General features: G+C 69.2%; 20 protein-coding genes and 1 pseudogene. 10 read left to right on the top strand and 11 right to left on the bottom strand.

Going from position 1 to position 25,382, the window contains the following annotated elements; translation table 11 throughout:
* Nucleotides 1–396: 396 nt before the first annotated feature.
* The 4 genes from OHA81_RS31380 to OHA81_RS31365 form a co-directional block, all read right to left on the bottom strand.
* On the bottom strand, nt 397–678 hold the full coding sequence (locus tag OHA81_RS31380) for a hypothetical protein (RefSeq protein WP_329201568.1): 282 nt from the start codon (nt 676–678) through the stop codon (nt 397–399).
* A 299-nt stretch (nt 679–977) separates the two neighbouring features.
* On the bottom strand, nt 978–1,559 hold the full coding sequence (locus OHA81_RS31375; protein WP_329201567.1) for a flavodoxin family protein: 582 nt from the start codon (nt 1,557–1,559) through the stop codon (nt 978–980).
* Nucleotides 1,560–1,821: 262 nt separating this feature from the next.
* Nucleotides 1,822–2,586 (bottom strand): hypothetical protein, encoded by a 765-nt coding sequence (locus OHA81_RS31370; protein WP_329201565.1) that lies wholly within the window; start codon nt 2,584–2,586, stop codon nt 1,822–1,824.
* Between the two features lie 471 nt (nt 2,587–3,057).
* Nucleotides 3,058–4,734: a carboxylesterase/lipase family protein gene (locus OHA81_RS31365; RefSeq protein ID WP_329202637.1), complete on the bottom strand. Its 1,677-nt coding sequence runs from the start codon at nt 4,732–4,734 to the stop codon at nt 3,058–3,060.
* A gap of 199 nt (nt 4,735–4,933) precedes the next feature.
* Between OHA81_RS31365 and OHA81_RS31360 the strand changes: the two genes are divergently transcribed.
* Both OHA81_RS31360 and OHA81_RS31355 read left to right on the top strand, forming a co-directional pair.
* Complete coding sequence (locus tag OHA81_RS31360; protein WP_329201563.1) at nt 4,934–5,848, top strand: helix-turn-helix domain-containing protein; 915 nt, start codon at nt 4,934–4,936, stop codon at nt 5,846–5,848.
* Nucleotides 5,849–6,031: 183 nt separating this feature from the next.
* The gene (locus OHA81_RS31355; protein ID WP_329201561.1) at nt 6,032–7,696 is read left to right on the top strand and encodes a serine/threonine-protein kinase; all 1,665 of its coding nucleotides are present in this window, start codon (nt 6,032–6,034) and stop codon (nt 7,694–7,696) included.
* 229 nt (nt 7,697–7,925) lie between these two features.
* On the opposite strand, the gene OHA81_RS31350 is transcribed toward OHA81_RS31355, so the two are convergent.
* On the bottom strand, nt 7,926–8,168 hold the full coding sequence (locus OHA81_RS31350) for a hypothetical protein (protein ID WP_329201559.1): 243 nt from the start codon (nt 8,166–8,168) through the stop codon (nt 7,926–7,928).
* 701 nt (nt 8,169–8,869) lie between these two features.
* On the opposite strand from OHA81_RS31350, the gene OHA81_RS31345 reads away from it, so the two are divergent.
* Nucleotides 8,870–9,928, top strand: coding sequence for a hypothetical protein (locus OHA81_RS31345; protein WP_329201557.1), 1,059 nt, complete (start codon nt 8,870–8,872; stop codon nt 9,926–9,928).
* Here the strand turns inward: OHA81_RS31345 and OHA81_RS34700 are convergent.
* Nucleotides 9,900–10,984 (bottom strand): IS630 family transposase gene (locus tag OHA81_RS34700; protein WP_443056727.1). Its coding sequence is split into 2 segments (ribosomal slippage): nt 9,900–10,538 and nt 10,541–10,984, totalling 1,083 coding nucleotides; the frame shifts between segments, so codons are not numbered across the junction. The genes OHA81_RS31345 and OHA81_RS34700 overlap by 29 nt on opposite strands.
* A gap of 619 nt (nt 10,985–11,603) precedes the next feature.
* Here OHA81_RS34700 and OHA81_RS31330 point away from each other — a divergent pair.
* Nucleotides 11,604–11,825: a hypothetical protein gene (locus OHA81_RS31330; protein ID WP_329201551.1), complete on the top strand. Its 222-nt coding sequence runs from the start codon at nt 11,604–11,606 to the stop codon at nt 11,823–11,825.
* A 2-nt stretch (nt 11,826–11,827) separates the two neighbouring features.
* On the top strand, nt 11,828–12,205 hold the full coding sequence (locus OHA81_RS31325; RefSeq protein ID WP_329202635.1) for an ankyrin repeat domain-containing protein: 378 nt from the start codon (nt 11,828–11,830) through the stop codon (nt 12,203–12,205).
* Between the two features lie 314 nt (nt 12,206–12,519).
* On the opposite strand, the gene OHA81_RS31320 is transcribed toward OHA81_RS31325, so the two are convergent.
* The gene (locus OHA81_RS31320) at nt 12,520–12,936 is read right to left on the bottom strand and encodes a TipAS antibiotic-recognition domain-containing protein (protein ID WP_329201549.1); all 417 of its coding nucleotides are present in this window, start codon (nt 12,934–12,936) and stop codon (nt 12,520–12,522) included.
* 402 nt (nt 12,937–13,338) lie between these two features.
* Here OHA81_RS31320 and OHA81_RS31315 point away from each other — a divergent pair, with 402 nt between their 5' ends.
* Nucleotides 13,339–13,623: a hypothetical protein gene (locus OHA81_RS31315; RefSeq protein WP_329201547.1), complete on the top strand. Its 285-nt coding sequence runs from the start codon at nt 13,339–13,341 to the stop codon at nt 13,621–13,623.
* Between the two features lie 436 nt (nt 13,624–14,059).
* On the opposite strand, the gene OHA81_RS31310 is transcribed toward OHA81_RS31315, so the two are convergent.
* Nucleotides 14,060–14,410, bottom strand: coding sequence for a PRC-barrel domain-containing protein (locus tag OHA81_RS31310; RefSeq protein ID WP_329201545.1), 351 nt, complete (start codon nt 14,408–14,410; stop codon nt 14,060–14,062).
* A 497-nt stretch (nt 14,411–14,907) separates the two neighbouring features.
* On the opposite strand from OHA81_RS31310, the gene OHA81_RS31305 reads away from it, so the two are divergent.
* Entirely contained in the window at nt 14,908–15,477 is a 570-nt protein-coding gene (locus OHA81_RS31305) for a hypothetical protein (protein WP_329201543.1), read from the top strand.
* A 315-nt stretch (nt 15,478–15,792) separates the two neighbouring features.
* Nucleotides 15,793–16,011 (top strand): annotated as a pseudogene (locus OHA81_RS34695) (hypothetical protein); the annotation flags it as partial.
* 50 nt (nt 16,012–16,061) lie between these two features.
* On the opposite strand, the gene OHA81_RS31295 reads toward OHA81_RS34695, so the two are convergent.
* From OHA81_RS31295 to OHA81_RS31280, 3 genes are all read right to left on the bottom strand, one after another.
* A complete protein-coding gene (locus tag OHA81_RS31295; protein ID WP_329201542.1) occupies nt 16,062–16,892 on the bottom strand; it encodes an alpha/beta fold hydrolase in 831 nt (276 codons plus the stop codon).
* A 1,176-nt stretch (nt 16,893–18,068) separates the two neighbouring features.
* Complete coding sequence (locus OHA81_RS31285; protein WP_329201540.1) at nt 18,069–18,362, bottom strand: STAS domain-containing protein; 294 nt, start codon at nt 18,360–18,362, stop codon at nt 18,069–18,071.
* Nucleotides 18,362–22,336 (bottom strand): SpoIIE family protein phosphatase, encoded by a 3,975-nt coding sequence (locus OHA81_RS31280; RefSeq protein ID WP_329202634.1) that lies wholly within the window; start codon nt 22,334–22,336, stop codon nt 18,362–18,364. Before OHA81_RS31280 ends, OHA81_RS31285 begins: the two co-directional genes overlap by 1 nt.
* A 510-nt stretch (nt 22,337–22,846) precedes the next feature.
* On the opposite strand from OHA81_RS31280, the gene OHA81_RS31275 reads away from it, so the two are divergent.
* Both OHA81_RS31275 and OHA81_RS31270 read left to right on the top strand, forming a co-directional pair.
* A complete protein-coding gene (locus OHA81_RS31275; RefSeq protein WP_329201538.1) occupies nt 22,847–23,203 on the top strand; it encodes an STAS domain-containing protein in 357 nt (118 codons plus the stop codon).
* 1,510 nt (nt 23,204–24,713) lie between these two features.
* Nucleotides 24,714–25,328 carry a DUF3995 domain-containing protein gene (locus tag OHA81_RS31270; protein ID WP_329201537.1) on the top strand — a complete coding sequence of 205 codons (615 nt, stop codon included), beginning with the start codon at nt 24,714–24,716 and terminating at the stop codon, nt 25,326–25,328.
* The last annotated feature ends 54 nt before the right edge of the window (nt 25,329–25,382 follow it).

The following is a 25,382-nucleotide window of genomic DNA, read 5'->3' as shown; positions in this document are numbered from 1 at the left end:
TTGCAGCCTGCTGGCCGCAGCGGCCCTTTCCGCCGCCACGCCTCCCTTTCGCCGACCACGACAGCAACGTCGGTAACGGGGCAAACGCAGCGAGCTACTGGAACTTCACCGCCGCTGAGGTGTGTCTCCAGGAACTCGCCGTAGTGGCCGCCCTGAGCGATTGGACTGACGACCGCAAGAACAACTGCTCCAACCGCAACGTCATCGACCACTCAAGTGCCGCGCTGCCACCCGACCACTGACGAAGCACGCAGCGGAGCCCCGCCCGGGGCCTCGGCTACCGGTGCAACCAGCGAGTTCCGCAACCGGGGCCCTCCACAACCACGGGCGGGGCCGCATCACGGAAAGTGCCATAGCCCGAGATGGCTCTGGCACAGCTTTTGTGGTGGGCCGCTTTCACCAGGGATACTTGCTCGTGGGCTCCGCGGTGTCGTGGATCAGCTCGGCGAGCTGGAGCAAAAGCCCGTACGTAGCCATTCGGCCGTGGATACGGAGGAAGTAGGACCTGCTGGAGCACTTGAAGATCTCTCGTCGGTTCACCTTCCAGAGCTTGTGCTCGTAGGTGTTCGCCGCCTCCAGCAGGGCCGATTCGGCTTCCTCCGTACTGCCGTCGAATTCTGCGAGCGTTCGTGCGTTTCGATCCGTCTCGCTGACACCGTCGACGGGTATGGCAAGCACAGTCCATCTGGACAAGCTGAGATCCGTTCTCTCCCGCACCGCCGGTCGCGGGGCGCACCGTCCGAGTGTGGCAGGCGCACCCTCACACCCATCCGGCACCACAGAAGCTGTGCCAGAGCCTGAGAAGCGACAGCACGGCGTTCGCCGATGATCGGAGCGCCGAACCAGGCGTGGGGGCGCCGCCCGCTACTGGATGCTCCAGCGGTGCGGATGGTCGGGTCGAAGGGGCAGGCGAAGACGTTCAGCTCACCGAATCGGCCCACGACTACTTCGGTGGGGTGTAGCGCCGGGGCCCGGCGCTACGCCTCGTAAGGGAAATGGGCGAGCGGGGCCTCGCGGGCGAAGAACGCTTTGGCCCGTTCCGCCGCCCGCTCGTCGGCGAGCACGTGTCCCGGCCGGGTACCGTTCCCGAGCAGCACCCCGCCGAACCGCATGCCCATGTACGCCGCCGTGTGGTGAAGGGTGAGCCGCAGCGGCTCCGCGACCACCTCCTGCTGGTGCGCCATGGCCGTCACGCCCCAAAGCGTCCTACCGGCCATCTTCGCCTTGAAGCCGGGGTCCGGTGTGGCGAGCCACTTGGACCAGTAGTCCAGGTAGCGCTTGGCGTATGAGGACACCGAATACCAGTAGAGCGGCGAGACGATGACGATGTCCGAGGCGTCGAGGGTGGCCCGGTGCAGCGCCGCCTCGACCTCGTCCCCATCCGTGGCCCCGCCCGGCGCATGCCGCTCGTCCACGTAGTCGGTCAGGGAAAGCTGCGTCAGGTCCAGCCACGTCTGCTCCGTGCCCGCTCCCAACTGTTGCGCCGCGGCCCGCGCCAGCAGCTCGGAATTACCATCCGGGCGGGCGCTAGCGAGGAGGAAGAGGAAAGAACGGGACACGGGCGCTCCAAGGTCGGTCCAGTGACGATCAGCGCTGCCAACCACCGCCCCCTGCAGGCTATTCCGCACCGTCGGCCGGCCCGGGATCGTCGCCAGCACGTGTGTGGCGACGCGGAACAGCGCCGTGTCCTGCGAGAACCCGCCATCAGTGCGCCACACCGTCACCGTGAAGCAGCCACCGCTGTCCGTCGCGTCCCGAGCCGGATCCCCGGGAAGGCGCCGTACGGCCGAGGCCGGCCCCCCGGGGAAACGACGGACCGGGTCAGCCCAGCTTCGTGAGCTGGATGTCCATGAGGTCGCCGGGGAACTTCGCGGCGGTGCCGAACGTGTAGAAGGTGGCCAGCGCGTTGCCCTTGCGTACGGCCACCAAGTGGCCGGTCGACTTCTCGCCGTCGCCCAGATCCATGACCACGGTGTAGTGCACCGCCTCGTCACGGGCCTGGACGGGGCCCGGGGTGACGCTGTCGAGCTTGGTCTTGTCACCCTGGTAGGTCACCGTGTACCCGCCGGAACACGCAGCGCCTGCGGCCTTGACGGACGCGAAGGCGTCCTCGGCGCCCTTGCCGTCGTACGAGGCGACGGTAATCAGGGTCTGGTCCCCGCCGAGCGCCAGCAGGCCGGCCTTGAGCTTGTCCTCGGCGGAGGCTCCCGCGGGGAGTTCCTGCGGCTTGGCCTTGGCCGAGGTGCGGCCGAAGCCGGTGGGCGCACCGACCTTCTGCGCCGTCTGCACCTGGGCGAGCGGCTTGCAGGCGGCGTTGTCGACCTCGGCCGGGACCGCGGCGGCGCCGGCCGCTCCCTCGGCCGACACGATCTGGTCCTTGACATCGGCCTGGGTGACGAGCAGCGCTGCCGTCTCCGCGTCCGACTTGCCCTTGGCGGCCGGGGCGGCGGACGTCGCGGCAGCGCTCGCGGACGGCTTGTCCCCGGCCTTGTCGTCGCTGCCACCGGAGCCGCAGGCGGAGGTGAGCAGGGCCAGCGACACGGCGGAGGCGGTCAGGACGGTACGACGGACGAGCGTGCTGCGCACGGTGTTTCCCCCAGGAGAAAGGAGCGATGGAACAGCGGCACGCCACGCGCCCCATCGGGCGGGCGGTCGGCGGCTGCGGTGATCCACACCGTACGGGACCCAGGGCCCCTGACCTGCGCTGAGCCGGTCTGCCGCACGCATCGTGATCCTGTCGAAACCGCACATGCCCGTAATCGAGACAACTGCCCGTACAACCAGCAGGCCCGGCCGCGTATCCGCCGCTCCGGAGGTCCGGAACGGGCCGGCCCGGGCCGGGGGAACGGCCATCACCGGATCGGGCGCCCGCCGGCAAGGCGCACCCGGAGGAGCTGCGAGGGCGCGGTACGCGCGACGAGCCGTTTCCTCCGCGTGCCACGCTTCGCCTCCGGCGTCCTGCCGTACGGCGGCGAGAATGTGCGGGTAGTCCGACGGCAGAGCCTTCGGCGTCAGTGCGGCCGCAGCCCGCTCCCCGGCGAGCCGCTCACTCGCGTCTCACTGGGACAAGCGGTCCCAGAATGAGCATCCGTGTGCGGAATAGGCGTCGGCGGGGTGGATCCCGCCCGGTCCCGGAGCCAGCGACTGCACCGGTGCCGCGTGAGCGAGCGAGACACGGAGGGCTGGCCAGAACGCGGCGGCGGTGTTCGGGTTACCGGTGCGCGCGAAGTTCGTCCAGTAGCCGACCATTTGGTCTGACAGGGCGCGCTGGCCGTCGTTCAGCGGTCGTTCGGTGGGGAGCGAGGTGAACAGGTAGGGCATCTCGAAGCCGTGCGCCGCACCGTAGGGAAAGCCCGGGTCCGCCGGCAGGCCGGCGAGCACGGGAGCGTTCTGATCGTTGAACTCGTAGCCGTAGAGGGGGACACCAGGGGCGTGCGCCGCGATGGCCCGGCCGGCTGCCAGCGTGGTGCACGTGAAGGACCGATCGGACAGCACCGCCGCCCAGGCCAGCGCCGGAGAGGGATGGTGTGCTGCCGGATAGCGCGCTTCGACGGCAGGGGCCGCGGCCCCGAAGGCCTCCGCCAGGCGGGCTCGGTAGTCGCCCTCGGTGCGGATCGGGAAGGCGGCGAGCGACAGGCCGACGAACATGCGCATCTCATCGTGGTTGGTGCCCAGGATGACCGGCACGCGGTGGAAGCGTCCCGATGCCAACGCCTGAGCAGGTGCCATGGGCAGCAGTCCGTTGCCGAAGGCGGGCCGGTTGAAGGACTGCATCAGTTGCGCGGTGGCGAGACGATCCGTGCTCTGCCCGCGCAGACACGCCAGAACTTCGTCCCCGCCGCCCTCTGTACAGCCCAGTTGCCGGGCGGCTTCCGCACCGGCCGACTGGACCTCGGCCTGTGAGGCGAACGGTTCGTACGCCGGTGTTCCCGGGGCGAGCGCGCCGCGCGGGAAGGAGGTGAGGCAGGAACCGCTTTGCAGGACGGCCCGTTGGAAGAGTCCGGCGGCCGTCGGCGAGGTGAGGTGGGCACAGATGCTGAGGGCGCCTGCGGACTCACCGAACAGCGTGACACTGCCCGGATCTCCGCCGAAACGCGCGGCGTTCGCCCGAACCCAACGGAGAGCGGCTTGCTGGTCCGCCAGGCCGAACGGCGGGGCGGCGTCCAAGCCGGAGTGGCCGAAGTATCCGAAGATCCCCAACCGGTAGTTGACCGTGACGACGATGGCGTCACCCTGGACCGCCAGCCGTTCAGCACTGTAGTCACTGCCAGAACCGCCCAGGAACGCACCGCCGTGCATCCACACCAGGACGGGCCGCCTCTTCGCTGTCGGCTTCGCCGCCGGTACCGTGACGTTGAGGTAGAGGCAGTCCTCCGAGCCGATGACCGCGCCCGCACCTGGTGCGGGCATCTGCACACAGCGCTGACCGGGCCTCGTTGCGTCCCGAACACCCTGCCACGCGGGGGCAGGCGCGGGGACGCGCCAGCGCAGCGGTCCGACCGGCGGCGCGGCGTAGGCGATGCCGTCGAATGCGGTGTACGAGTCGTGGGCCATGCCGCGTACCAGGCCCTGCTCTGTCCGTACGACGGTGCGGCCCTTCTGCTCGGAGTCCGGGGACCCGGGGCCTGCGCCGGCCGCGGGCACGGCAGTGACCGACAGCAGTACCACGGTGCACAGCGAGGTGAGGAGCGCCGCGCGGAGTCCGGCTTTCCCGTGCGGACGCGGTGCTGTCATGGTCGTGGGCATACGTACCACCGTTCTTGAATCGGGACGGCACAGCACGGGACTCGATGGCTCGATGGCTCGCGGTAGTAAGCGGCCGCCACCAGTCCGGGCCGTGCTGAACGAGCTCTGAGGTGTGGGAACGGCGCGAAACCGACCCGTCAGCGGTCAATACGCTAGGACCTCCCGTGCACTGGAGGTTCAAGGGACTGTGACGCACGACACGTGGAGCATCGGTGAACTCGCGGCCGGAACGGGCTTGCCCGTCAAGACACTCCGCTACTACTCCGACAGCGGTCTGCTGCCGGTGGCCTCTCGTAGCACCGGTGGTCATCGGCGCTACGGCCCCGAGGCGTGGGAGCGGATCCAGCTCATCAGACGTCTGCGGGCGCTGGACACCCCGATCGCGACGATCACGCAGGTCGTCACGGGGGAGCGCACGCTCGGGGAACTGGTGACGACCGAGCTCGAAGCGGTGCAGGAACGACTGACCGAACTGCGGTGGCGCGAGGCCACGCTGAGGTCACTGGACGACTGCCCCGGCGAGGAACGGCTCCGGCGTCTGGAGATACTCTCCCGCGTGCAGCGCCTCCCCGAGGCCCACCGCACGCTCACTGATCATTGGTACCGCCAGCTGTCGGCGACCATGCCCAAGCACCGGCTCGACATCATGGTCGCCATGCTGGCTCCCGCCCCACCGCACGATCCCGTCCCCGCCACGGCCCTGGCCTACGCCGAGCTGCACCTGCTCACTTCCACGCCCGGTTTCACCCGCTGGACCCAGGACCACGACGAGGAGATGCGGGACGGCCCGGCCTTCTACGCGGAGATCGACGAAGCCGCCGCGCTGACGGCTGCCGCTCTGGCCCAAGGCCTGCCGCCCGGTGGCGACGCGGTGAACGCGTTCGTCTCCGCCCATGCGCGAGCCCGACGAGAGTCGGACACCCCCGCCTTCCGCGCACACCTGCACCGGGTGGTGTCGCGGTCATCCGGCTTCGATCCCCGACTGCAGCGGTATTGGGCCCTGGTCAGCACCGCAACGGCCGGGCGCGTCCTGAACATGACCGTGGCACATCGATGGCTCACCGACGGGCTGTCGCTGTCGATCGCCCCAACGAAGACCTGACGGGTCGGTCCGAAGTCTTCGTCAGTGATCGCAGGCACTCAGTGCGCGGGCGGGGACAGGGGCGTTGCGACGGCGGCAGCTGCGACAGCGCCGCTTCATGATCTGATCTTGTGTTCGGTAAAGTTCCGCGTGCGTCGGGCAGGTACCGCCGCGCGGGCCGAAAACGACTGTGGGGGAATCGAGTTGGACACCGTCTTTCATCCGCTGGAGGGCGACGACCCGCGGTCCGTGGCCGGATACCGCATCGTGGCCAGGCTCGGCGCAGGCGGCATGGGCAAGGTGTACCTCTCGTACACTCCGGGCGGACGGCCCGTCGCGATCAAGGTGATCCGGCCGGAGTTCGGCGAAGACGCCGAGTTCCGCCGCCGCTTCCAGCAGGAGGTGCGGGCCGCCGAGCGCGTGCAGGGGCTGTACACCGCGCCCGTGATCGACTCCGACACCGAGGGCCGCCACCCCTGGCTTGCCACGGCCTACGTCCCCGGGCCCTCCCTGGCCGACGCCGTGCAGCGGCACGGCGGACTGCCCGTGCCCACCGTGCTGCTCCTGGTCGCGGGCGTCGCCGAGGCCCTGCAGGTCATCCATGGGGCCGGCATCGTCCACCGCGACCTCAAGCCGTCCAACGTGCTGCTCGCGGGCGACGGGCCCCGCGTCATCGACTTCGGCATCGCACGGGCCGCCGACGCGACCGCCCTCACCGGCAGCGGCGTCACCATCGGCACCCCGGCCTTCATGGCACCCGAACAGGCTGCGGGCGATGCGGTCACCCCGGCCACCGACATCTTCGCGCTCGGCCAGGTCGCAGCGTACGCGGCGACCGGCCTGCCCGCGTTCGGCGAGGGCACCTCGCACGGGGTGCTCTACCGCATCGTGCACGAGCAGCCCGACCTCACCCGACTCCCGCCCCAGCTCCAGGAGTTGGTGGCCCACTGCCTCGCCAAGGAGCCGGCGGCCAGGCCCTCGGTCGACGAGGTTCTCGCGCTGTGCCGGGCCGCCAACGGTGACGCGCCACTGCGCCGCCCCGAGGCCTGGCTGCCCGGCGCGGTCGCCGCCGACATCACGCTGCGCACGGCGGCGCCCGCACCGCCCGAGGTGACCCGGGTTCCCGCGGCCCCGGCACCGGCGCCGCCCGGCCACGAGCCGACGGTGACCGCCGCGCCCGCCGCGCCGCCCGCCGTCCAGGGCGCGTACGGACCGCCGACGCCTCCCCCTCCGGGCCCCTATGCCCAGCCTTCGATGCCACCGGGCTACCCGCCCCAGCCGTCCGCGCCGGGCCGCCCGACCCGGCGGCCGGGCATGGCGGTGGCGTTCGGGCTCGCCCTGGCGCTGCTCGCCGGCGGCGGCGTGTACCTCGTGAGCCGCAACTCCGGCACGGAAGAACAGGCCGCCGGGAAGGGGAAGGGGGCCTCGTCCACCCCGAACGCCTCGCAGTCGCCGGCCGGCGCGACCAAGGCGCCGGAGCCGGTCACCCGCACGGGCATCAACCTGCCGGAAAACTACACCCTGAGGTTCGGCGACGGTGAGCTGCGGCCGCAGGAGTCGGGCGGCTCCGCCGGCGACCTGGAGTTCGGCGGGCACTCGCTCCCGTACCGCGTGCTCACCCAGGCGGGCAACCACCTCGTGCTGCTCGACCCGGAGCAGGCCGGATCCCTGGAGACCTGCCGCGACGAGACGCGCTTCGCCGACTACATCCCCCTGGACAAGTTGTCCCCGGGCGCCCAGTTCTGCGTCCTCACCAAGGCGGGTCACATCGGTCTGATCACCTTCCGGGGGCAGACGGCCAACACCGACCCCGCCTTCCACGTCACCCTCGACGCCACCGTCTGGCGCCGGGCCGTCGCGCCCTCCTAGCCCGACTGACCCGCCCGCCGTAGCCCAGACAGATCCCCGTCGGGGGTACGGATTTCCTCCGCGACCGGCGACTCCACCACCGCGCGAAGGGCCAGGGTCGGCCTCTGCGGGGGCGGTAGACGCGCACCGTGCGCTCCGCGACGGCCAGGCGCCTGTTGGCCAGGGTCATGGTGCGGGGTGCCGCCATGGGGGTAGCGCAGATCGGTGATGGCGACCAGGCCGCCGCCGGTCAGGACCTGGCCCCGACGCGCAGTTCGGAGGACGGCACATCCGCCGGCATCCGCCCCGCCGGGACCCGCACCCCGACCCGGGCCTCGTCGGCGGCCGATGCGGCCGGTGGCAGTGCGGCCGGCTCGCAGACGACGGTGTGGGCGATCCACCGGAATCCGGCCGTATCCGCCAGGCGCGCCACGAGCGGTGACTGGTAGAGGCCGACGATGTGGCCGCCAGCCTGGCGGCCGCGGTCGAACACCCACTGGCCGATCCGCCTCCGGTTCGACCGTGCTGCGGCGCCGGATGATCGCTCCGTCTGCGCGCCTGTACACGCATCTGCACTGGGCGGCCCCCGCCGGTTGGCGGGCCGGCGGGGCCGAGCTGCGCCCGCGCCGCCCGCAGCCACGCCCCGGCAGCGGTGGAACGGGAGACGGCATGAACGAGCCCGAGCAGACCGGTATTCCACTCATGTGCGAGCTCCAGGTTTGACTGCGTGCATACGAACGAATCTCAATCGTCGGGGACCGTCGACAGACAGCGAGCCGTTCGTGGAATCCACGGCGGTCGTCCGTCATGTCGGGGGCTTCCCAGGGACGCTGTGAGCTCGCGCGCAGCACAGCCGCGAGCGGCGGCGCCGTTGTAGCTTCTTGAAACGGGGTGAACAGGAGCGCCGGTAGCCGTGGTTCTCCGGCCCACACCGGTCGCACCACGACCACCACAGCCTTTCCCTCGTGTCGGACTCCCAGCTCACCGCCTCAGGCCGGTGTGACCGGGCACGGTAGGTGGCCCGAATGGACAACTTCGATGCTCAGGACCAGCCCCGCTTGATGAGGCTGCGGTGGGCTGCCACTACCGGCGTATCGGGATCGAGCCCAGACGGGTGGTCGGGCCTGTCAGAGGGGTCTTTTAGTCTCAGTTCATGATCAGCAGGTGGTGTGTCCGCTTTGGGGAGGGGCTGGAGTGAGCTGGTTGCGCAGAAAGACGGAGGACCGTCCGCGGTGGGTGTTGGATCCGTTGGTGGGGGTGGGTCCGCTGCGGTTCGGGATGGACTCCGACGAGGTGAAGGCCGCCTTGGGCGGACCGCTTGCCGGCAACGGGCAGATCGCAGCCGACGGAATCTTCTGGCAGGACTATCAAAGGACGGGACTGACCTGCATCTTCGACCGCGGGAAGATCCTCGTCGCCGTGGCGGTCCATGCCCTGGAAGGCCCTCTGGTCAGGGTTGGCGAGGTGGAGCTGATCGGCCGGGTCCCCTCCGAGCTCCGCGCTGATATCCATGACCTTGCCCGGTCTCAGGACGCCGTGGTGCGGGTGAACTGGAGCGGTGACCCGGAGATACCTGCGTGGGGGTTGTCCCTGGGAACGGGGCAGGAACTGGGGCTGTCGGCCGAGGGCTGGCTGGAGCAGAAGGACACGATGGTGACCTCTGCCCTGCTCGTCGGCCCCGGCTTGGCCCACGACCCCTACGCGACCGCCCCCGTCACTCATTGGCGTAACGTCCGTGAACGGGCAAGGAACCCGGGGGCCTGGCCGGTGGTACCCGGCCATGAGCGCCCGCTCTGGGAGTGGGTACCGCTGGAGAGGGTCGGCCCGCTCCAGTTCGGGATGAGCCCGGGCGAGGTGCCGGCCGCCCTGGACGGCGAGACGCCGGCAGCCCGGCTCGGCCACTTTCCTCACTGGTCGCTCGGCCGGCCCGGGCAGTGGCATCTCAGTGAGGACCGGTTCGAAAAGGCTGGGGTGAGCGCACACTACTGGCGGCATCCTGATGGCGTTCCCCGCCTGGGCGCTGTGACTTCCTACGGCCGCACTGGACCCCAGGTCCTCCACGCCGGTATCCCGCTCGTCGGCGTGAGCCCCTCCGCCCTCGATGCGGCCATCATCCAGCACATCGAGGACCACGACCTGGGGCTGCGCTTCTGCCCCAGCGCAGCGGCCGTCTGGGACGGGCTCCAGCTGGTCCTGAACACGACGAGAGCCGGGGACGCCGCCGTTACTGAGGTTGTAGGCGTGATGTCGTGAGTGTGAGGCCGGTTGCGGCGAGGCAGCCGTCGATGACGTCGCTTCGATACTGGATCTGGCGGAGACCGAGTCGTAGTCGGCGGATGAGGTCGTCGGGGTCGGCGAAGGCGGTGTTGGCCTGGCTGGTCCGGCGGAGCACTGACCAGATGCCCTCAACCGGGTTGAGATCAGGTGCGTAGGGCGGCAGGTGGTAGGCCACGACCCAGTCGTGGGTGTCGATGAACTCGCGCATCCGCCGGTCCTTGTGGACGTTCAAATTGTCCCAGACGAGGACGATCGGCCCTCCGAGCTGCTGGTGGGCTGCGATGAGGAGGTCGCGGTACTCGGCCCACGCAAAGCTCTTGCGGCCCCCGTTCTTGTGATCGGTGTGCCGTTTGGGCCGGTAGATCAGGCGGGAGCGTTCACCGGGTTTGTAGCAGCACAGGGCTGCGATGGAGAAACGGCGCTGGGAACGCCCCCGGACCCGGATGACCGGGGTGGTCCCGCGTTTGCCCCAGGTGCGTGAGGTCGGCGGCGTCATCGAGAATCCTGCCTCATCCTCGAAGACGAGCCAGGCCCCGAGCGCCGCCGCGGTGGTTCCAGGTGCGGCCACACGTCCTTCACCCAGCCGGCCACGGCTGCCTCATCGCGCTCGAGGGCACGACGGGCCGGAACCTGATGGCTCCAGCCATGGCGCCGCAGCATCTGCGAGATCCCCGATAACGTCATGCTCTTGTGGAACCGCCTGCCGATCAGCGTTTTGATCCTGGACAACGTCCACCGCTGATCAGGCCAGCCGTGCGCGATCGGGCCCTTGGCCAGCTCCTCCTCGAGCACGGCGAACAGCATCACGCTCAGCTTCGGCCGGGACGCCGGGCCGAGGGAACGGATTCCGTCCCGGCCGGCCTCCCGCCAGGCCCGGCGCCATCGCTGCACGGATCGGACGCTGACCCGTAACTCCTTCGCGATCTCCGTGCTGCCCCGCCCCTCGGCGAACATCCCGACCGCTTCCATCCGGACCCGCTCACGGAACGCTTGCCTCTCCGCGGTCAGACCCCCACCCTGCGGATACCTCATACATCCGGCATACCGCGACGATCATCAAACGTCAGCCCCTACGACAAGACGACTTCAAGGTCAGTAGTCAGCCCACGTTCTGCACGGAGGGATGGGAAATTTAGGGGGCGTGGGCCAGGCAGCCCGCCAGGCTCAGCACGCGCACCGTTGATGTTCAGAACCGAGACACTGGGTGTCGCGGAGCTCGCCGGGACGCGGGGCCCGGGCTCAGGGTGCTGAGATTGGTGGCTACGCTCTGCGGCGTGACGAGATCAACAACAGCCATCGCCCAGTGCAGGGCCTCACTCGGAGAGGCACCGCGTAGCTTCTCCTGGTTCGACAAGTTCAGATACCTGCGCATACCCAGGTCCGACTGGGTGGAGCGCGAGGACCCGCTGGCGGAGATCTTGAAGGCCCAGGACCTGCTACTGGCCGAGGGCCGCCTGGTCTGGGGCGCCCTCGTGCAAGCGAACAGTGATCTGTTCGTACGCGGCTGGCACGACCTACCGGCTGCCGTGATCTACAGCCCAGACACCTCGGTGTTTGACGACAGCCCGGACCTGCTCCTCGACATCGCACGGAAGCTGTACCAGTTGAAGGGACCCGGCAGCGAGATCCGGATCTTGACGCGTTCTCGCGCATGCTTGCCAGCGAGATGGACCGGGAGATGCGGTTGGAGGTCCCGCGGCGGCTCACCGGCAGTGCCGCCGTCTACTGCACCGACATCATCGTCGCCCGCAGGCACCTTCCCGGCCGGGCGTTGAGTGAGTCGCTCTTCCCCTTGCTCATCGCTCCGGAGCACACCGCGATGACGATGATGCTGCCGAGCCGCTTCTGGCCAGTGTCGGCCGCAGAACGTTAAAGCTGACCATCTGGGCCCCACCCACCCACCGTGCTCAGTTGCGCAGTGGAGCGTGTCCGGAGGGAAGAAACAGCGACGGCACGACACCGCTGTATCTGGCATCTGTCCAGGGTGAGACCGAAATTAACCGCCTGCTCATGGAAGCCGGCGCTTCCCCTGACGCGGAAAGCGCCGGTCCCGGCCCGGAGGGCACACCACTGTGTGCAGCCGCGTGCTGGGGGCACACCGAAACGGTCCAGCAACTGTTGGCACATGGCGCCGATCCCCACCTCAGCGAAGACCTCGGCACAGGCAGGACCCCACTGGAATGCGCGGGTGACGGACCCCACCCCACCGCCGAAGTCCTCCGAGCAGCAGGAGCACAACAACCGACGCCATGAGCCAGTACGGCCCCAGCACCCACTTTCACAACAGGCCCTAGCTGTGCCCGCGGGCTCCCGGGCCGGCTGAGCGGTCCGGGAGCCGGGGGCGTCGAGCCGTCACCTGCCGGCACTTCCCCACACCCCGCAAGACGGGCCCCACCACGTCCCGGAGCAAGAAGTCGACCACCCCGCGACCCCGTCGCGGCGGTCAAAGAGCACGCCAGGGGCTGCCGCAGCCCCTCGGCCTGAACCCCGCCCTACCCCTTGGGGGGTGCGCCCGGGCCCCGGTCCGTGCGCACCCGCCCGTGCATGGCCTGGCCCGTGTCGCCCGACTACGCCGAGGCCCCTGCGCTGGGGGCGAACCCGCTCCCCTGCTCGGCGAACACCTTGATCGCGGCGCCCATGAACTCCACCATCGCGGGGTGGTAAGAATCGTGGAACGCCCTCATGGCCCCGTCCTCGGCGTAGAAGAGCGACATGCCGACGTAAGCGTCCCTGGAGGGGGTGTAGAACCGGCAGACGATGTCGAAGTGCCTGCGGACGAGCTCCTGGATCTGCTGGTCTGCGGGCAGGGCGCCGCCGTCCAGGAAAGCCGTGATCTCCCGGTACAGGACGTCCCAGTCCTGGTGGACCCGCTCCCTGTCCACATGTTCCCAGCCGTTGGTCGCGGCAAGGCTCTTCGCCTGCTCCTCGGCCAACGACCGGCGACACTCGTCCTCGTAACTGTTCCCCACGGCACCGGTTCCCATCGTTTCGTCACCTCTCCGGTGAATCCCCAAGAGGCCGCCGACATGTCGACATTGACCGGCCGTCGATGATCAACTGCCGGTCCCCGCCGAACGGTGACACACAGCCACCGGGTCGGCAAACCAATTCTTGGGCCCTCCGGCGCTCCGTTCCGGTCAGCCGGCGGCGGAAAGCCGCAGCTCGAACGGCGAACGAACAGGCTTTATCCCACCCGACGCAGTACTTCGACACCACCCGCCCCAACGCGAACCCTCCGCTGTCGACCACCGCATGGTCGGCGACGGCAAGACACACGGTCTCAGCAACGGCGGACGGTGGGGGCTGGACCGCGCCGGCGGCTGCACGGCAACCGCCCCGGCGAGCGTACGCGTCAGCCAGTTCGGCACGGCGTTCAACTCGTCGCTGTGGAGATCGAAGCGAACGGGGACGGCACCGTGAAGGTGTCCGATAGGTGCGCCCAGCCCTTGACCCTCACGGCCCCGACCATTGCCTACGGCGCGGTGACCGCCAAGCCCTTCAATCCGGCCGACGCCTCTCAGAAGTGGACCCTCACCCGGAAGAACGGCACCTTCCGGTTCATCAACCCACAGACCGGACTGGTATTCACCACCACTGGCATCGACAAGGACTCCCCTGTCCTCGCCCAGCCGAGCCATGCGAACGCCCAGGGCTGGATCCGCCTGTCCTGACCGCCCTGCCGCGCAGGAGCCGGGAACGGAGCCCATGCGGAAACTGAGCGACTGCGACGGCGCCCAGCGCACATGACTCCGAGCACCCGCAGCCCGCCCCCGGGTCCGTGGCATATCCGAAGGTGGGAGGAGCCGATCGGCCGGATCGCCGACCGGCTCACGGCCGCCTGGCGCGGCAAGGCAGTGGCACCTCACCAGGAGCCGGCGAAGCTGATCACGGAGGCATCCAGCACGACGACGCCGCAGCCGTGGTCGGTGGCGCGCTGACACAAGCACCCGGGTGGCCGCGCGCTGCCCGCCGCCAGGCCTACGGTCGGTGTCCTGAAGGCGCGGTCCCGGCCGCCTGCCCGCTCATGTTCTACGCAACACGGCCCCACGCCGGCTCGGGTGCTACGGCTCTCCTGGTGGGAGCCGCAGCGGCAGCCGGTGGCCGGGGTCAGCTGTGGTCGTGGCCGTAGTACTGGTCGAGCCGGCCGCGGTAAGCCGCGTCGCCGCGGTGCTTCTCCTTGTCGTATTCGGGCGAATTCTTGATCTGGTCCTTGGTGAGGTTGATGTGGACCTTCTCGTCGTTCATGTCGACGCGGACGATGGTGCCGGCAGGGATCAGGACGTGCTTGCCGAAGATCCACGGTCCGGTGTCCACGACGATGTACGACGCGTCGACGTCCTCGGTGTGCTCGTCGACCTTGCCGATGTGGCCGTCACTGGATTCGACCTTGAAACCGATCAGGCGGGTGCCCGGCGTGTAGTTCGACTCGGGGTTGTGGCTCCACATGTCTGCACTCACGGAATGCTCCATTTCGCTGCTGGGACCGGACGGGAAGAGCGCATCATCCCTGCCCGCTCGGGCAGCCCTGTGACGGGTCCTACGTCGGGCGCCGCACGGCTGTCACCCCAACGGCCCTGCGAGTGCCTTGTCGTGGCCGGACGCAGCCGCGCGCCTGCCGAGACACCGCGTCAGTCCTCGGCCGTGCGCCGGCCGATGGTGATCGAAAGAGCCCGGCTCCGATCGCGAGGAAGCGCACGGGAGGAGGAGCACCGCACGTAGGCCGGCCGCTTCTCGTCGCGCCGGCGGAGCGACGTCGGTTTCGGGGGGCTACGGCCTTTCCCGCGCCTCGCTGTTCCGCCAGACTGTCCCGCTCGTTGGCGGGGGGGCAGGGGATGAGTGACGGGCGCGGCGGGGGTCAGGTTCCCGCGAAGTCGGGCCGTCGGGCAACCGGCGGGAAGAGGCGCGGCAAACGGCGCACCGCCGGGATGTCCTCCCGGAGGGTGACGCGCCTCAGCATGACGGCCGCGATCGCCACGCCGTGCGCCCTGATCAGCCTGGCGATTGTCGCGAACAATCCGGACTACGGCGCGCTCGGCATGATCACGGGGTTCGTGGTGCTCGTCGCCGGTCTCGGCGTGGTGGCCGGGCTGCGGCCCACTTGGTGGCTGATCGGTCCGGCCCTCGTACTGGAGATCGGGCTGCTGGTGGCATCCAGGCCGGTGGTTGGGACCGGGGTGCTGGTCCTGCGCGGAGTGCGTACCCCGGTGGTCGTGACCGACGCCCACAGCTCCAGGGACAAGTCCGGGCGCGTGAGTTGGAAATGCGACCTGCGCCGCACGGACGGCCTGCCCCTGCCGCACGCCACGCTCGAAGGACATGCGGGCTGCTTCGGCCCCTCCGACGTTGGCCGGACCCAGGACCTCCTGGTAGATCCGTCCGGCTGGGTACCTCCGCGAACGCCGGACGTGGACCATGCAGGCCTGGCCGAGGGGATCGCCCTGATCGGTTCGGCAGCGGTGCTTTTCGCAGGACTGGCCATCGCCGCCGGCCGGCTCAACCTGAGCGCCGCCGGCCGGCGAGTTTAGGCGGGTCAGAAGACCTGCAGCGGCCTCGCGAGCGGCCGGGTCGCGGCAGTGCCCGTGGTGCGCGGCCAGGGCGTGGGCGAGCCAGGGGTCGACGTCGGCCTGGACGTACCCACCCGCGCGGAGCTCGTCGCGTACGGCTTCGTCCCCTTTCGGCCGCGGCCTGGTCCAAGCCGCCGAGGTCTCGCGGCACCTGGACGTGGTTGGCGCGGGCCGCGATCCGGACGGCTTCGCGCAGCTCGACCTCCAGGCGGCGGCCGCGGCGTCGGCGGCGAGCCCTGCTGTACCGGGGCGAAGGTCAACGAGCTGCTGCGCGGGGCCGCCAACCGCAAGAAGAAGGGCTCCGAGGCGGCCGGCCCGTCAGCCACGACGCCGACCTCTACTCAGAGAGGAACACCGTCGAGCGCCTGATCAACAAGCTCAAGGCCTGGCGAGGCGTCGCCGCCACGGTCCGACAAGACCCCCGAAAGCTACCTCGCCGGCCTCCACCTGCGTGCGTCGATGATCTGGATCAAAGATTTCTCCCGAAGCGCCGATCGATCACGACTCGATGCGCTCCCCGATAGTGGTTCAGGCGAAAAGCACCGTCAGGACTTCAGGAAGGCGAGGATGTCGGGGTTTAGGACGTCCGGGTGGACCTGCAGCATCCCATGCGGGTAGCCCTCGTAGCTCTTGAGGGTTCCGTTCTTGAGGAGTTTCGCGGTAAGCGGTCCGGAGTCCTCGTAGGGGACGATCTGATCTCCTGTGCCATGGCAGACCAGAACGGGGATGTCGATCTTCTTGAGGTCCTCGGTGAAGTCCGTCTCGGAGAAGGCTTTGATGCACTCGTAATGGGCGTTGGCCGCGCCCATCATGCCCTGGCGCCACCAGTTGTCGATCAGGCCCTGCGAGACCTCCGCGCCCGGCCTGTTGAAGCCGTAGAACGGGCCCGTAGGGACATCGATGTAGAACTGCGCCCGATTGGCGGTGAGTGCTGCGCGGAACCCGTCGAAGACGTCGATCGGCGTGCCGCCAGGATTCTTGTCAGACTTGACCATGATCGGCGGCACCGCGCCGACCAGCACCGCCTTGGCCACTCGTCCGGCCTTGGCGCGCGCTGCGTACCGTGCCACCTCGCCGCCGCCGGTCGAGTGGCCGATATGGAAGGCGTTTCGGAGGTCGAGAGCATCGGTCAGCGTGACGACATCGGCCGCATAGGTGTCCATGTCGTGGCCGGTCGAGGTCTGGGTGGAACGGCCGTGACCCCGGCGATCGTGCGCGATCACACGGTAGCCGTGCGACAGGAAGAACAGCATCTGGTTGTCCCAGTCATCCGCACTCAGCGGCCATCCGTGGTGGAAAACCACCGGCTGGCCGTCACGCGGCCCCCAGTCCTTGTAGAAGATCTCTGTGCCGTCGGCGGTGGTAATCGTGGTCATTGCTGAACCTTCCGCTCGAAAGGGTGAGTTATGGAAGCAGGACGACGGATGGCAAGAGCAGAAATGAGGGCAGCCTCAAGACTGAATACCGGCCTCTGTGCGATCTCCGGACAGCTTACGCACGGCCCGGGGACTCCATGTCCCAGCGCCATCAAGGGCGAGCGGGTTCGCCTTCATGGCGGACGTTTCTAAATCTGCCCCCGTCCGGACCAATGCGGGTGACCTGTTGGAATCTGTATCTACTGCCTCAAGCGGCGGTGCGTACGCTCCGCCAGGCCGCATGCACGCCTGACGAGTCACCGGATGCTGCGGGCCGAACGGAACCGAGGGCCCCAACCGGGCCTGCCCCTGTGGAGCACGGTGCGCCACACTTGCCGCGGACTGCTTTGGGCCCTACGAACTGCACCTCGACCCGGTCCGCACCTACGCGGTCACGCCTGAGAGCGCGGAGGGCTGACGCCTCAGCGGATTCGCAGCCGCGCCGCGGGCTCGCCCCAGCGGCCACCTCCACCGAGGTCGGGGGCCCTTGTTCGCGGCCTGGTGGTCGCTCTGGCCGAAGACGTGGTCCGCAAGGTTGTTACCGACAGCGAATCACGCGTCGGATGCGCGCCGGCGCAGGTAGGCATGGGCGGCCCGGTTGCTGTACGTCTTGTCGGCGCCCACGCTGTCGGGTGTGTGGGGCGGACGCCCCGCCCCGGTCCGGGGCCCCTTGCCCGTGTCTGGGAACAGGCCCGCGACCCCGCCACCCTCGCAATCGACCCGCACACCACCTGCTGCACCTTCTGCCGAGACACCATCGAGGGCCGGCAGCCCTGGACCGCGCCACTCTCGCTCTGCGCGCCGAGGGTCGCCCGATTGCAGCCTCGCCGGTCGGATCAGCAATGCCGTGCGAGCAGAGACACGGCTGAGCGCCGTGCTGCTGCTCGACGACCCCGACCGGTATCCGGAACTGCGTGAGCATCTGGAAGTCCGGCCTGCCGTAAACCACCGGCCTCGAACGCTGGCGGACAGCTGCCGCCCGCCATGCCACCGGCATCGCCAGCGTCATCGAATCCCTCGCCATCGGCGTAGCACTGTCGGTCTGAGGAGGAGGCTTCTACGAGCAGTCGGCGGTCGTCGTAGAGCGAGGTCGGGGAGGTAGGGGCTCGTGGAGTGGGGAGCCGGGTCTGGCTCGCATCACGCTCCGCGTTCGTGGACGGTGGCGAGGTCGGCGAGACCGGAGATCGTCAGTACGGGAATCAGCAGCGGGGTGGCGATGATTTCGATTCGGCCGGCATGAGTGAACAGGACGCTCACGCCGGCGCTGTCGAGGTATTCGACTTCGGTGAGGTCAACGAGCAGTTTGCCTGGAAGGGAATCGAGAGCTGAGGTGAGCGTGTCGGTGTTACTCATGTCGATTTCCCCGACGGCCTTGAGGACTGTCGTGTCATCCGGTCGGCGCGCGGTGGTGAGGGCGAGAGGGGTGGTCATCAGGTGATCCTCGTGTGCATGTCGACGGTGGTACCGGCTTGGTCGGATGTGATGTGGACGGTCTGCATCAAGGCGCGCATGAGGGTGACGCCGCGGCCCCGGTGGGGGTTGGCCTCGGGTTGTGGTGTTTTCCAGCGGCCGGTGTCTGTGACGGTGAGGTGGAGTGCGTCGGTGAGGGTTTCTGCTCGTAGGCGGACGGTGTCGCCGGGGGTGTGGCGGTGGCCGTGTTCGATGGCATTGGCACATGCTTCCCCGGCGGCGACCAAGGCGTTCTGGACGGTGTGCGGGGGCAGGGCGCACCGGTCGAGCCACCCGCGTAGGGCTTGGCGGACCGGGGCCAGCTGGGCGGATTCGGCGGGGAAGCTGATGTCCAGGGGGGCGGGGTATCGGTATAGCAGGAGTGCGACGTCGTCGTCGTAGCCGTCGGCTGGCGCCAGGCTGGTCATGACGTCGCCGGCGAGGTCGTCGATGGGGGTGTCGCGTCCTTCCTGGAGTGCTCGACCGGCTTGGTGGATGCCGTCGGTCAGTGGGCGGCGGCGGCGTTCGACCAGTCCGTCGGTGTAGAGCAGCAGGGTGTCGCGGGCGGCCATGGTGCATGTGCCTTCGGGGCGTGCCGCGCCCGGGGTGATGGCCAGGGGGGTGGAGCGGCCGTCTTCGAGGAGGCAGGTCGCGCCGTCGGGGCGGGCGAGGATGCCGGGCGGGTGTCCGGCGCTGGAGTAGATGAGGTGGCCGCTTTCCGGGTCGAGGATGCCGCAGAAGACTGTGGTGCACAGGGCTCCGGGGATGCCGGCGGCGAAGTGGTCCAGCGCCGTGAGGACCTGGGCGGGGCGGGGGTTCTGCAGGAGGAGTGCACGGCAGGCGCTGCGCAGTTGGCCCATGACAGCGGCTGCTTTCAGGCCTCGGCCGACGCAGTCGCCGACGACGATGCCGATGCGTCCGTCGGGCAGGGTGACGGTGTCGTACCAGTCCCCACCCACTTCGAGGGGCGGGGTGGCGGGCTCGTAGCGTACGGCGAAGCCTGCGGGTAGCTCGGAGGGGCCGAGGATGGCCCGCTGGAGGGCAAGGGCTGTTTCGCGCTGCTGGTCGTTGTGGTGGGCGCGGGCCAGTCCCTGTGTGAGGTGACCTGCCAGGAGTGACAGCAGGAGTTCGTCTTCGCCGGTGAACGGGCGGCTGTCGCCGAGGTCGATCCACAGCGCAAGGGGGCCGTCGGGGTGTTCGAGGGTGACGCCGGCTCCGCTGCCGCGCGCTGCTGCGGTGAGGGTGGATTGCCGGCGCTGGTCCGTCAGCAGGTGGCGGTGTTCGGGGGACAGTTGCTGCCAGTGGGTCGGTCCTGCGGTGGACGTCACGATCGGTTCGTTATGGCGTGGGAAAACGGCCGCCAGGACGTGTTCAGCCCGCCACAGGGCTTTGAGTTCGCTGAGGGCGCCGGTGAGTGCTTCGGTCAGGCTGCCGGCTTTGGACAGTCGAGTGCTGAGGGCTGCGAGCGCGGTTTCGCGCTGGATGGCGTAGTGCTCGGCGGTGATGTCGCGGAAGGTGCCGACGATGATGTTGCGGCCGGTGGCGGGGTCTTTGGCTTGGGCGAAGGTCGCACGGACCCACACCCGGTGTCCGTCCCGGTGGGTGACGGGGATGGAGTAGGAGCCCCTCTGGTGCCCCAGCAATTGGGCGAAGGCCTTCTCCACCTGCCGATGTGCGTCGGGGTCGATGCTTGCGTCCGGCCACCATGGGTGGATGGGTGTGTAGGGCAGGCCCTCGGTGCCGTACCCGAGGATGTCGGTGAAGGTGGAGTTGATTTCGGTGATGGCGCCGGTCTCGTCACAGACGAAGAACGCCTCTTGTAGGGAGTCCACCAGAGCGGTACGCCAGCGGGCGTGGTGGTTGCGCAGCCGCGCGAGTTCGACGTTCGCGCGGATTCGGGCGAGGAGTTCGGCGGCTGCGAAGGGTTTGACCAGGTAGTCGTCGGCGCCGGCCTGAAGGCCTTCGATGGAGGCTTCCTGCCCGGCCCTGGCCGATAGCAGCAGGACGGGTACGGCCGCGGTACGAGGGTCGGTGCGCAGCGCTGCGACGAGGGCGAGGCCGTCGAGACGGGGCATCATCACGTCGCTGACGACGAGGTCGGGCATGTGCGTGCGGATGGCGTCGAGGGCTTCCATCCCGTCGGTGACGCCCTGGACTTCGTAGCCGGCGCCGGTCAGCAGACGGGCGAGGTACTCGCGCATGTCGGCGTTGTCGTCGGCGATGAGTACGCGCGTGGGCACCGCCCCGGTGTCAGCGGCCGAAACCTCGTCTGTTTCGGTGGTCTCCTTCTGCGCCGGCGCGGTGCGGTCGCTGGGCAACCAGCGCAGCGCCTCTGCCGTGTAGGCGCTGGAAGCACGGGGGCCGGCCGCGGCGGTCGCGCCCTCGCGCACGGCTGAGTCAGGGGGCAGGTGCGCGGTGCCGAAGGGCAAGCGGATGGTGAAGGAGGTGCCGACTCCCTCGGTGCTGTCGGCTGTGATGGTGCCGCCGTGCAGGCCCACCAGTTCTTGGACGAGGGCCAAACCGATGCCACTGCCTTCGTTGGAGCGGGAGCGGGCGCTTTCGATGCGGTGGAAGCGCTCGAAGAGGCGCGGCATCTCTTCGGCGGCCACACCGATACCGGTGTCCGAGACGGTGACGACGACCTCGGTTGCCTCCTTTCTCACGCTGACGCCGATCGACCCGTCGAAGGTGAACTTCAGTGCGTTGCTGAGGAGGTTGAGGACGACCTTTTCCCACATCTGGCGGTCGATGTACACCTCTTGCCCCAGGGGCGGGCAGTCGACGTCGTACCTCAGACCGGCCTTGTCGATGGCTGATCGGAACACGCCTGCCAACTCGGCCGTGAACGTGGCGAGGTCCACGGGCTCACAACTTGCCTGCATGCGGCCGGCCTCGATACGGGAGAAGTCGAGGAGGGCGTTGACGAGCTTGCCGAGCCGTAGTCCGTTGCGGTGGATGATCTCCACATCTTCATAGGACTGGGGGTCGTCGATCAGACGGCTGCGGAGCTCTTCCAGGGGGCCCATGATCAGTGTGAGAGGGGTGCGGAACTCGTGGCTGATGTTGGAGAAGAACGTCGTTTTGGCGCGGTCCAATTCGGCGAGTTCCTCGGCCCGCTTCTGCTGGGCCTGGTAGCTGCGGGCGCTCGCGATACCGGCGGCGAGATGACCGGCAACCAGTTCCACAAAGCCACGGTAGCCGTCGTCCAAGGGCCGGTACCGGTTCACGCCGGCCACGAGGAAGCCATACGGGGCACTGCCTTTCCCGAGCAGCGGCACGACAAGCGCGCGCGTGGGAGGCTCGGGCCACGGACCACTCGGGAGATCGGTCGATGCCGCGTCCTGCAGTGTCGTCACCGTCGTCTCCCCCAAGGCTGCCGCCCGGAGCGGCCACCGCGCGGACGCGTCGTCGGCCGAGAGCACCAGCGGCGCCGCCGCGTGCCCGGCATCGATGCCGGTGGTCGCCGCCAACCGCGCCGTGTCCGCGTCCTCGAACAGATAGGTCAGCGTGAAAGGCAGATCACGGGCGTTGTGCCGCATCTGCCGGCCTGCGAAGGCGAGCATCTCCTGCTCGGTGAGTACCGCGCTGGGATCGGAGCCGAGGTCCCGCAACGTGGCCATCCGCCGCTCACCGATCACCCGCTCCGTCTCCTCGCTGACCACGCACAGCATCCCGACGATCGTGCCGTCGTCGTCGCGCAGCGGGCTGTACGAGAAGGTGTGGTACGTCTCCTCGGTGAAGCCGGAGCGTTCCAGAAACAACAGCAGCGCCTGGTCCCACGTGGCCTCGCCCCTGCTGAGGACGTTGTCGATGCGAGGACCGATGTCGTTCCAGATCTCGGCCCAGACCTCGCTTGCCCGCCTTCCCAACGCCCAAGGGTATTTGCGACCCAAAGTGTCGCGCCGGTAGGCCGCGTTGCAGAAGAACGTAAGGTGCGGTCCCCAGGCCATCCACATGGGAAACCGCGAAGAAAGCAGGATGCTCACCGCGGTACGCAGACTCTGCGGCCAGCCCCCCGGCTCGCCCAACGGGGTAGCAGCCCAGTTCACCGCGGCGAGGTCCCGGCCCACTTCCGCATCGCAGGCGAACACTTCGTCCAGAGCCGCCGACGCCGGACCGCGCTCAGTGCCTTCGCACCCCACCACTGCCACCCTTTCACCCGGGCTGCATCCGCAGGCCGGCGCCAACCGCGGCACGCCGCAGCTCCCCATGTGCACGTAGCCGCTCGTCCCCGTTCCTGCCGTTTCGAAACGGCAGCATCCCCGTGGGCGCGCTGTGTAGGATATGCAGACCACGTCTGCCTCCCGGCGCGCGGGCAGACGGATGGGCGGTGGCACGGCGAGTACCGCCGAAGCTCACAGCCGCACTGGTTGCATGGCAGGGGAGCGACTCGGGGTGGGCGACGCCGGCGTGTGCCCGACCCCGCCCGTCACCACTGCACGACAACCTCTGCATAGGAGAAACCGGTGACCGAAGGAACCCTTGCCGTCACCCGAAACACCCACTCTTCCGGCGCCACCGTGCTGACGGTGACCGGGGACCTCGATCACCACACCGCACCCCAGCTTTCCGGTCCCCTGGGTGCTATACGGCTCGCACCGGATGACCACCTGGTGATGGACCTGACCGGTTTGGAATATTGCGACTCCACCGGAGTGACCGTACTCATTACGGCCTACCAGCATGCGCAAAGCGCGAATTGTCCGCTCACCCTCGTAGGCGTGAACGACAACCTGCGACGCATCTTCCGCATCATCGGACTGGAGAGCATTTTCACCTTCCAGCCCACCATCGAGAATGCCGTACAAACGACATCTGCGTGAGTCTCCGCTGCGACAACGCCGGGCCCCGGCCCTCCTGCAGCGGTCGACGCCGCCCAGACCGCGAGCCATCCCCTGCGGTGGTTTTGTCCACGAGATTCGAGAGCACCAGCAAGGGACGGCCGGGGTGGGCACCGAGTCCTGACGTACGTTCGAACCTGTGACGCGCACCCTGAGATCCCGGCTCGTGGCCCAGTGAGCGACTGGTGGGCCTACCTGGAGGAACGGGCCTGCCGAGAGGTCGATGCCGACGTGCTGCGCGACCGCCGACTGCTGGCGGTCAAGTCCGTCTGTGAGGCGCTGCGACCGCTGGGGGTTGGCCTGCACGAAGCCGAGCAGGTGGTCCACGCGCGATACGAGGCTCTGTGCGACCGTGTGCAGCGCACGCCGCCTGCTCCACTGGACCTCCCCTCGCCCCCAGCCCGCGCCGCAGCTCTCCTCCAGTTGCGCGCCCGCGGCCTTCAACTCGGCGGCCGCCCCCCTGCCCCCCTCCCGGAGCCCGTCGAGCACCCCGACGACCTCCTCACCGACACCGAGGCGGGCGCCGTCCTCGGCGTCACCGCGGGCACGGTCCGCGCGCACGCCGCGACGGGGTACCTCTCCCCCGGCGTCGAGCTCTACGGCCTCCGCTGGTGGCCCCGCCAAGAGAACACCAGCCGCCGCCACGCCGGCGACCACCGCGCCGCCGCAACGGCCACCTCCATCCAAGCCCTGACCGATCGCCACCGGCACCCGCGTGCCGACCACCACCGAGCTCGCCGCCCGCGACAACATCAGCCCCTACACCGCAAACCGACGCATCGCCGCCGCCCGACAACAACTCGACACCGAGCAGCAGCGCGGCGAGTAACGGAGCGACACCACAAGCGGGGCGGTGGTATCGCTCTCAGGACCTGGGGAAGTGCTCCGCCTGGACCGGGGCCTGTGTTCGCGCGAACGGGAGGCACCTCCGCCGGCCTCTGCGGCCAGGCCCCGGGCTCGGCCCCGGGTCCCGCTCGCCCGGCAACAGCCGCATCCGGTGCTCCCCGGTCCCTTTTGGCGCCGGGAGTCGAAGTCGGCGCGGCTGACGCCGAGGCGGCGGGCGGCCTGGTCCGGCCCCGGGGCACGTGCCGGTCCAAAAGCGCGGCCAGGTCCCGGCGACGGGCCAGGATGGCCACCTGGTCCGGGTGCACATCGGGGAACTCCACCGCCCCGCCCAGGTACCAGCAGGGCAGCCCCACCAGCCCCGAGCCGACCGCCCACCACCAAGTCGCCACCGGCACCCGCCAGCGCCCCGCCGCCTGATAGCACGGAACCGGCGAGCGTGCCACGGCCGGCCCACAGGCTCGGCGCCGGCCGACTCGACGCACGCGGCCGGCGACCTGCTGCTTGGCGTGCGACGCGTCACTCGCCGGCCTGGGCGAGGTGCCAGTGGTCGGTCGTAGCTCGGGTGCCGAGAGGTAGCTCTCATGGGGGAGGCGGATCCTCCCTGCGGATGACGTACGGTCATCGCGGTGCGAACCATGATCGAGTCATGTCACTCATGCCTTCCCCGGACGACGCGATGCGTCCCCTCCCCCACCGGACAATTCGACTCCACCTGAGCAATTGGCCTGGCTACGCCGCTGCGGCATGGGGGATCTTGTTCGCGGTACCCAGTTTCGTCTGGGCGACGGGCAATGCCTTCGGCGCGCAGTCGACGGTGGCGCCGTCCTTGGTGAAGCTCGCTCGCGACGGCGTGCCGTGGTTCGTGGCCGTCCTGGTGGTAACCGGCTTCCTGAAGCTCTTCGGCGCGCTGGTCGGCCTCGGCCTGACGCGACCGCGGGGCTTGCGGATCAGCCGGCTCATCGTGTTCTGCGGTGGTGGCGCGGCGACCCTGCTCATGTGGCATGGCGGCCTCTTCGTCGTCCACGGTGTGCTGGTCAAGGCCGGGGCAGTCTCGGTTGCGCCAGATCTGGCTCCGCTGACCGATTGGTACCTCTACCTGTGGGGGCCGTGGTTCATCATCGGCGGGCTGGCCTTCGCCGGGGCCACCGCGCTGCATGCCCGCCAACGCGATGATCGGTACAAGCTGCGACTCTACGGCGCTGCGGGTGCACTCGGAGCCCTACTGCTGTCGCTGGCCTCGACGGCTACCGGGATCGGTTGAGAGTCGTCACGTAACCGCAGGCCGAGCGTGAGACGATCTCGCATGGCTGGGGTG

It is taken from the genome of Streptomyces sp. NBC_00667, assembly GCF_036226825.1.
GTDB lineage: Bacteria > Actinomycetota > Actinomycetes > Streptomycetales > Streptomycetaceae > Streptomyces.
The sequence above is the reverse complement of the archived record's forward strand: the minus strand, read 5'-3'. Positions and strand labels throughout refer to the sequence as shown.

Bases quoted from the DNA above. Each gene is read 5' to 3' on its own strand.
- OHA81_RS31330 (WP_329201551.1), top strand. From the start codon at position 11,604: ATGCTTGCCAGCGAGATGGACCGGGAGATGCGGTTGGAGGTCCCGCGG.
- OHA81_RS31305 (WP_329201543.1), top strand. From the start codon at position 14,908: ATGACGGCCGCGATCGCCACGCCGTGCGCCCTGATCAGCCTGGCGATT.
- OHA81_RS31320 (WP_329201549.1), bottom strand. From the start codon at position 12,936: ATGGGAACCGGTGCCGTGGGGAACAGTTACGAGGACGAGTGTCGCCGG.
- OHA81_RS31295 (WP_329201542.1), bottom strand. From the start codon at position 16,892: ATGACCACGATTACCACCGCCGACGGCACAGAGATCTTCTACAAGGAC.
- OHA81_RS31280 (WP_329202634.1), bottom strand. From the start codon at position 22,336: ATGTGGATGGCCTGGGGACCGCACCTTACGTTCTTCTGCAACGCGGCC.
- OHA81_RS31365 (WP_329202637.1), bottom strand. From the start codon at position 4,734: ATGACAGCACCGCGTCCGCACGGGAAAGCCGGACTCCGCGCGGCGCTC.
- OHA81_RS31270 (WP_329201537.1), top strand. From the start codon at position 24,714: ATGTCACTCATGCCTTCCCCGGACGACGCGATGCGTCCCCTCCCCCAC.
- OHA81_RS31285 (WP_329201540.1), bottom strand. From the start codon at position 18,362: ATGACCACCCCTCTCGCCCTCACCACCGCGCGCCGACCGGATGACACG.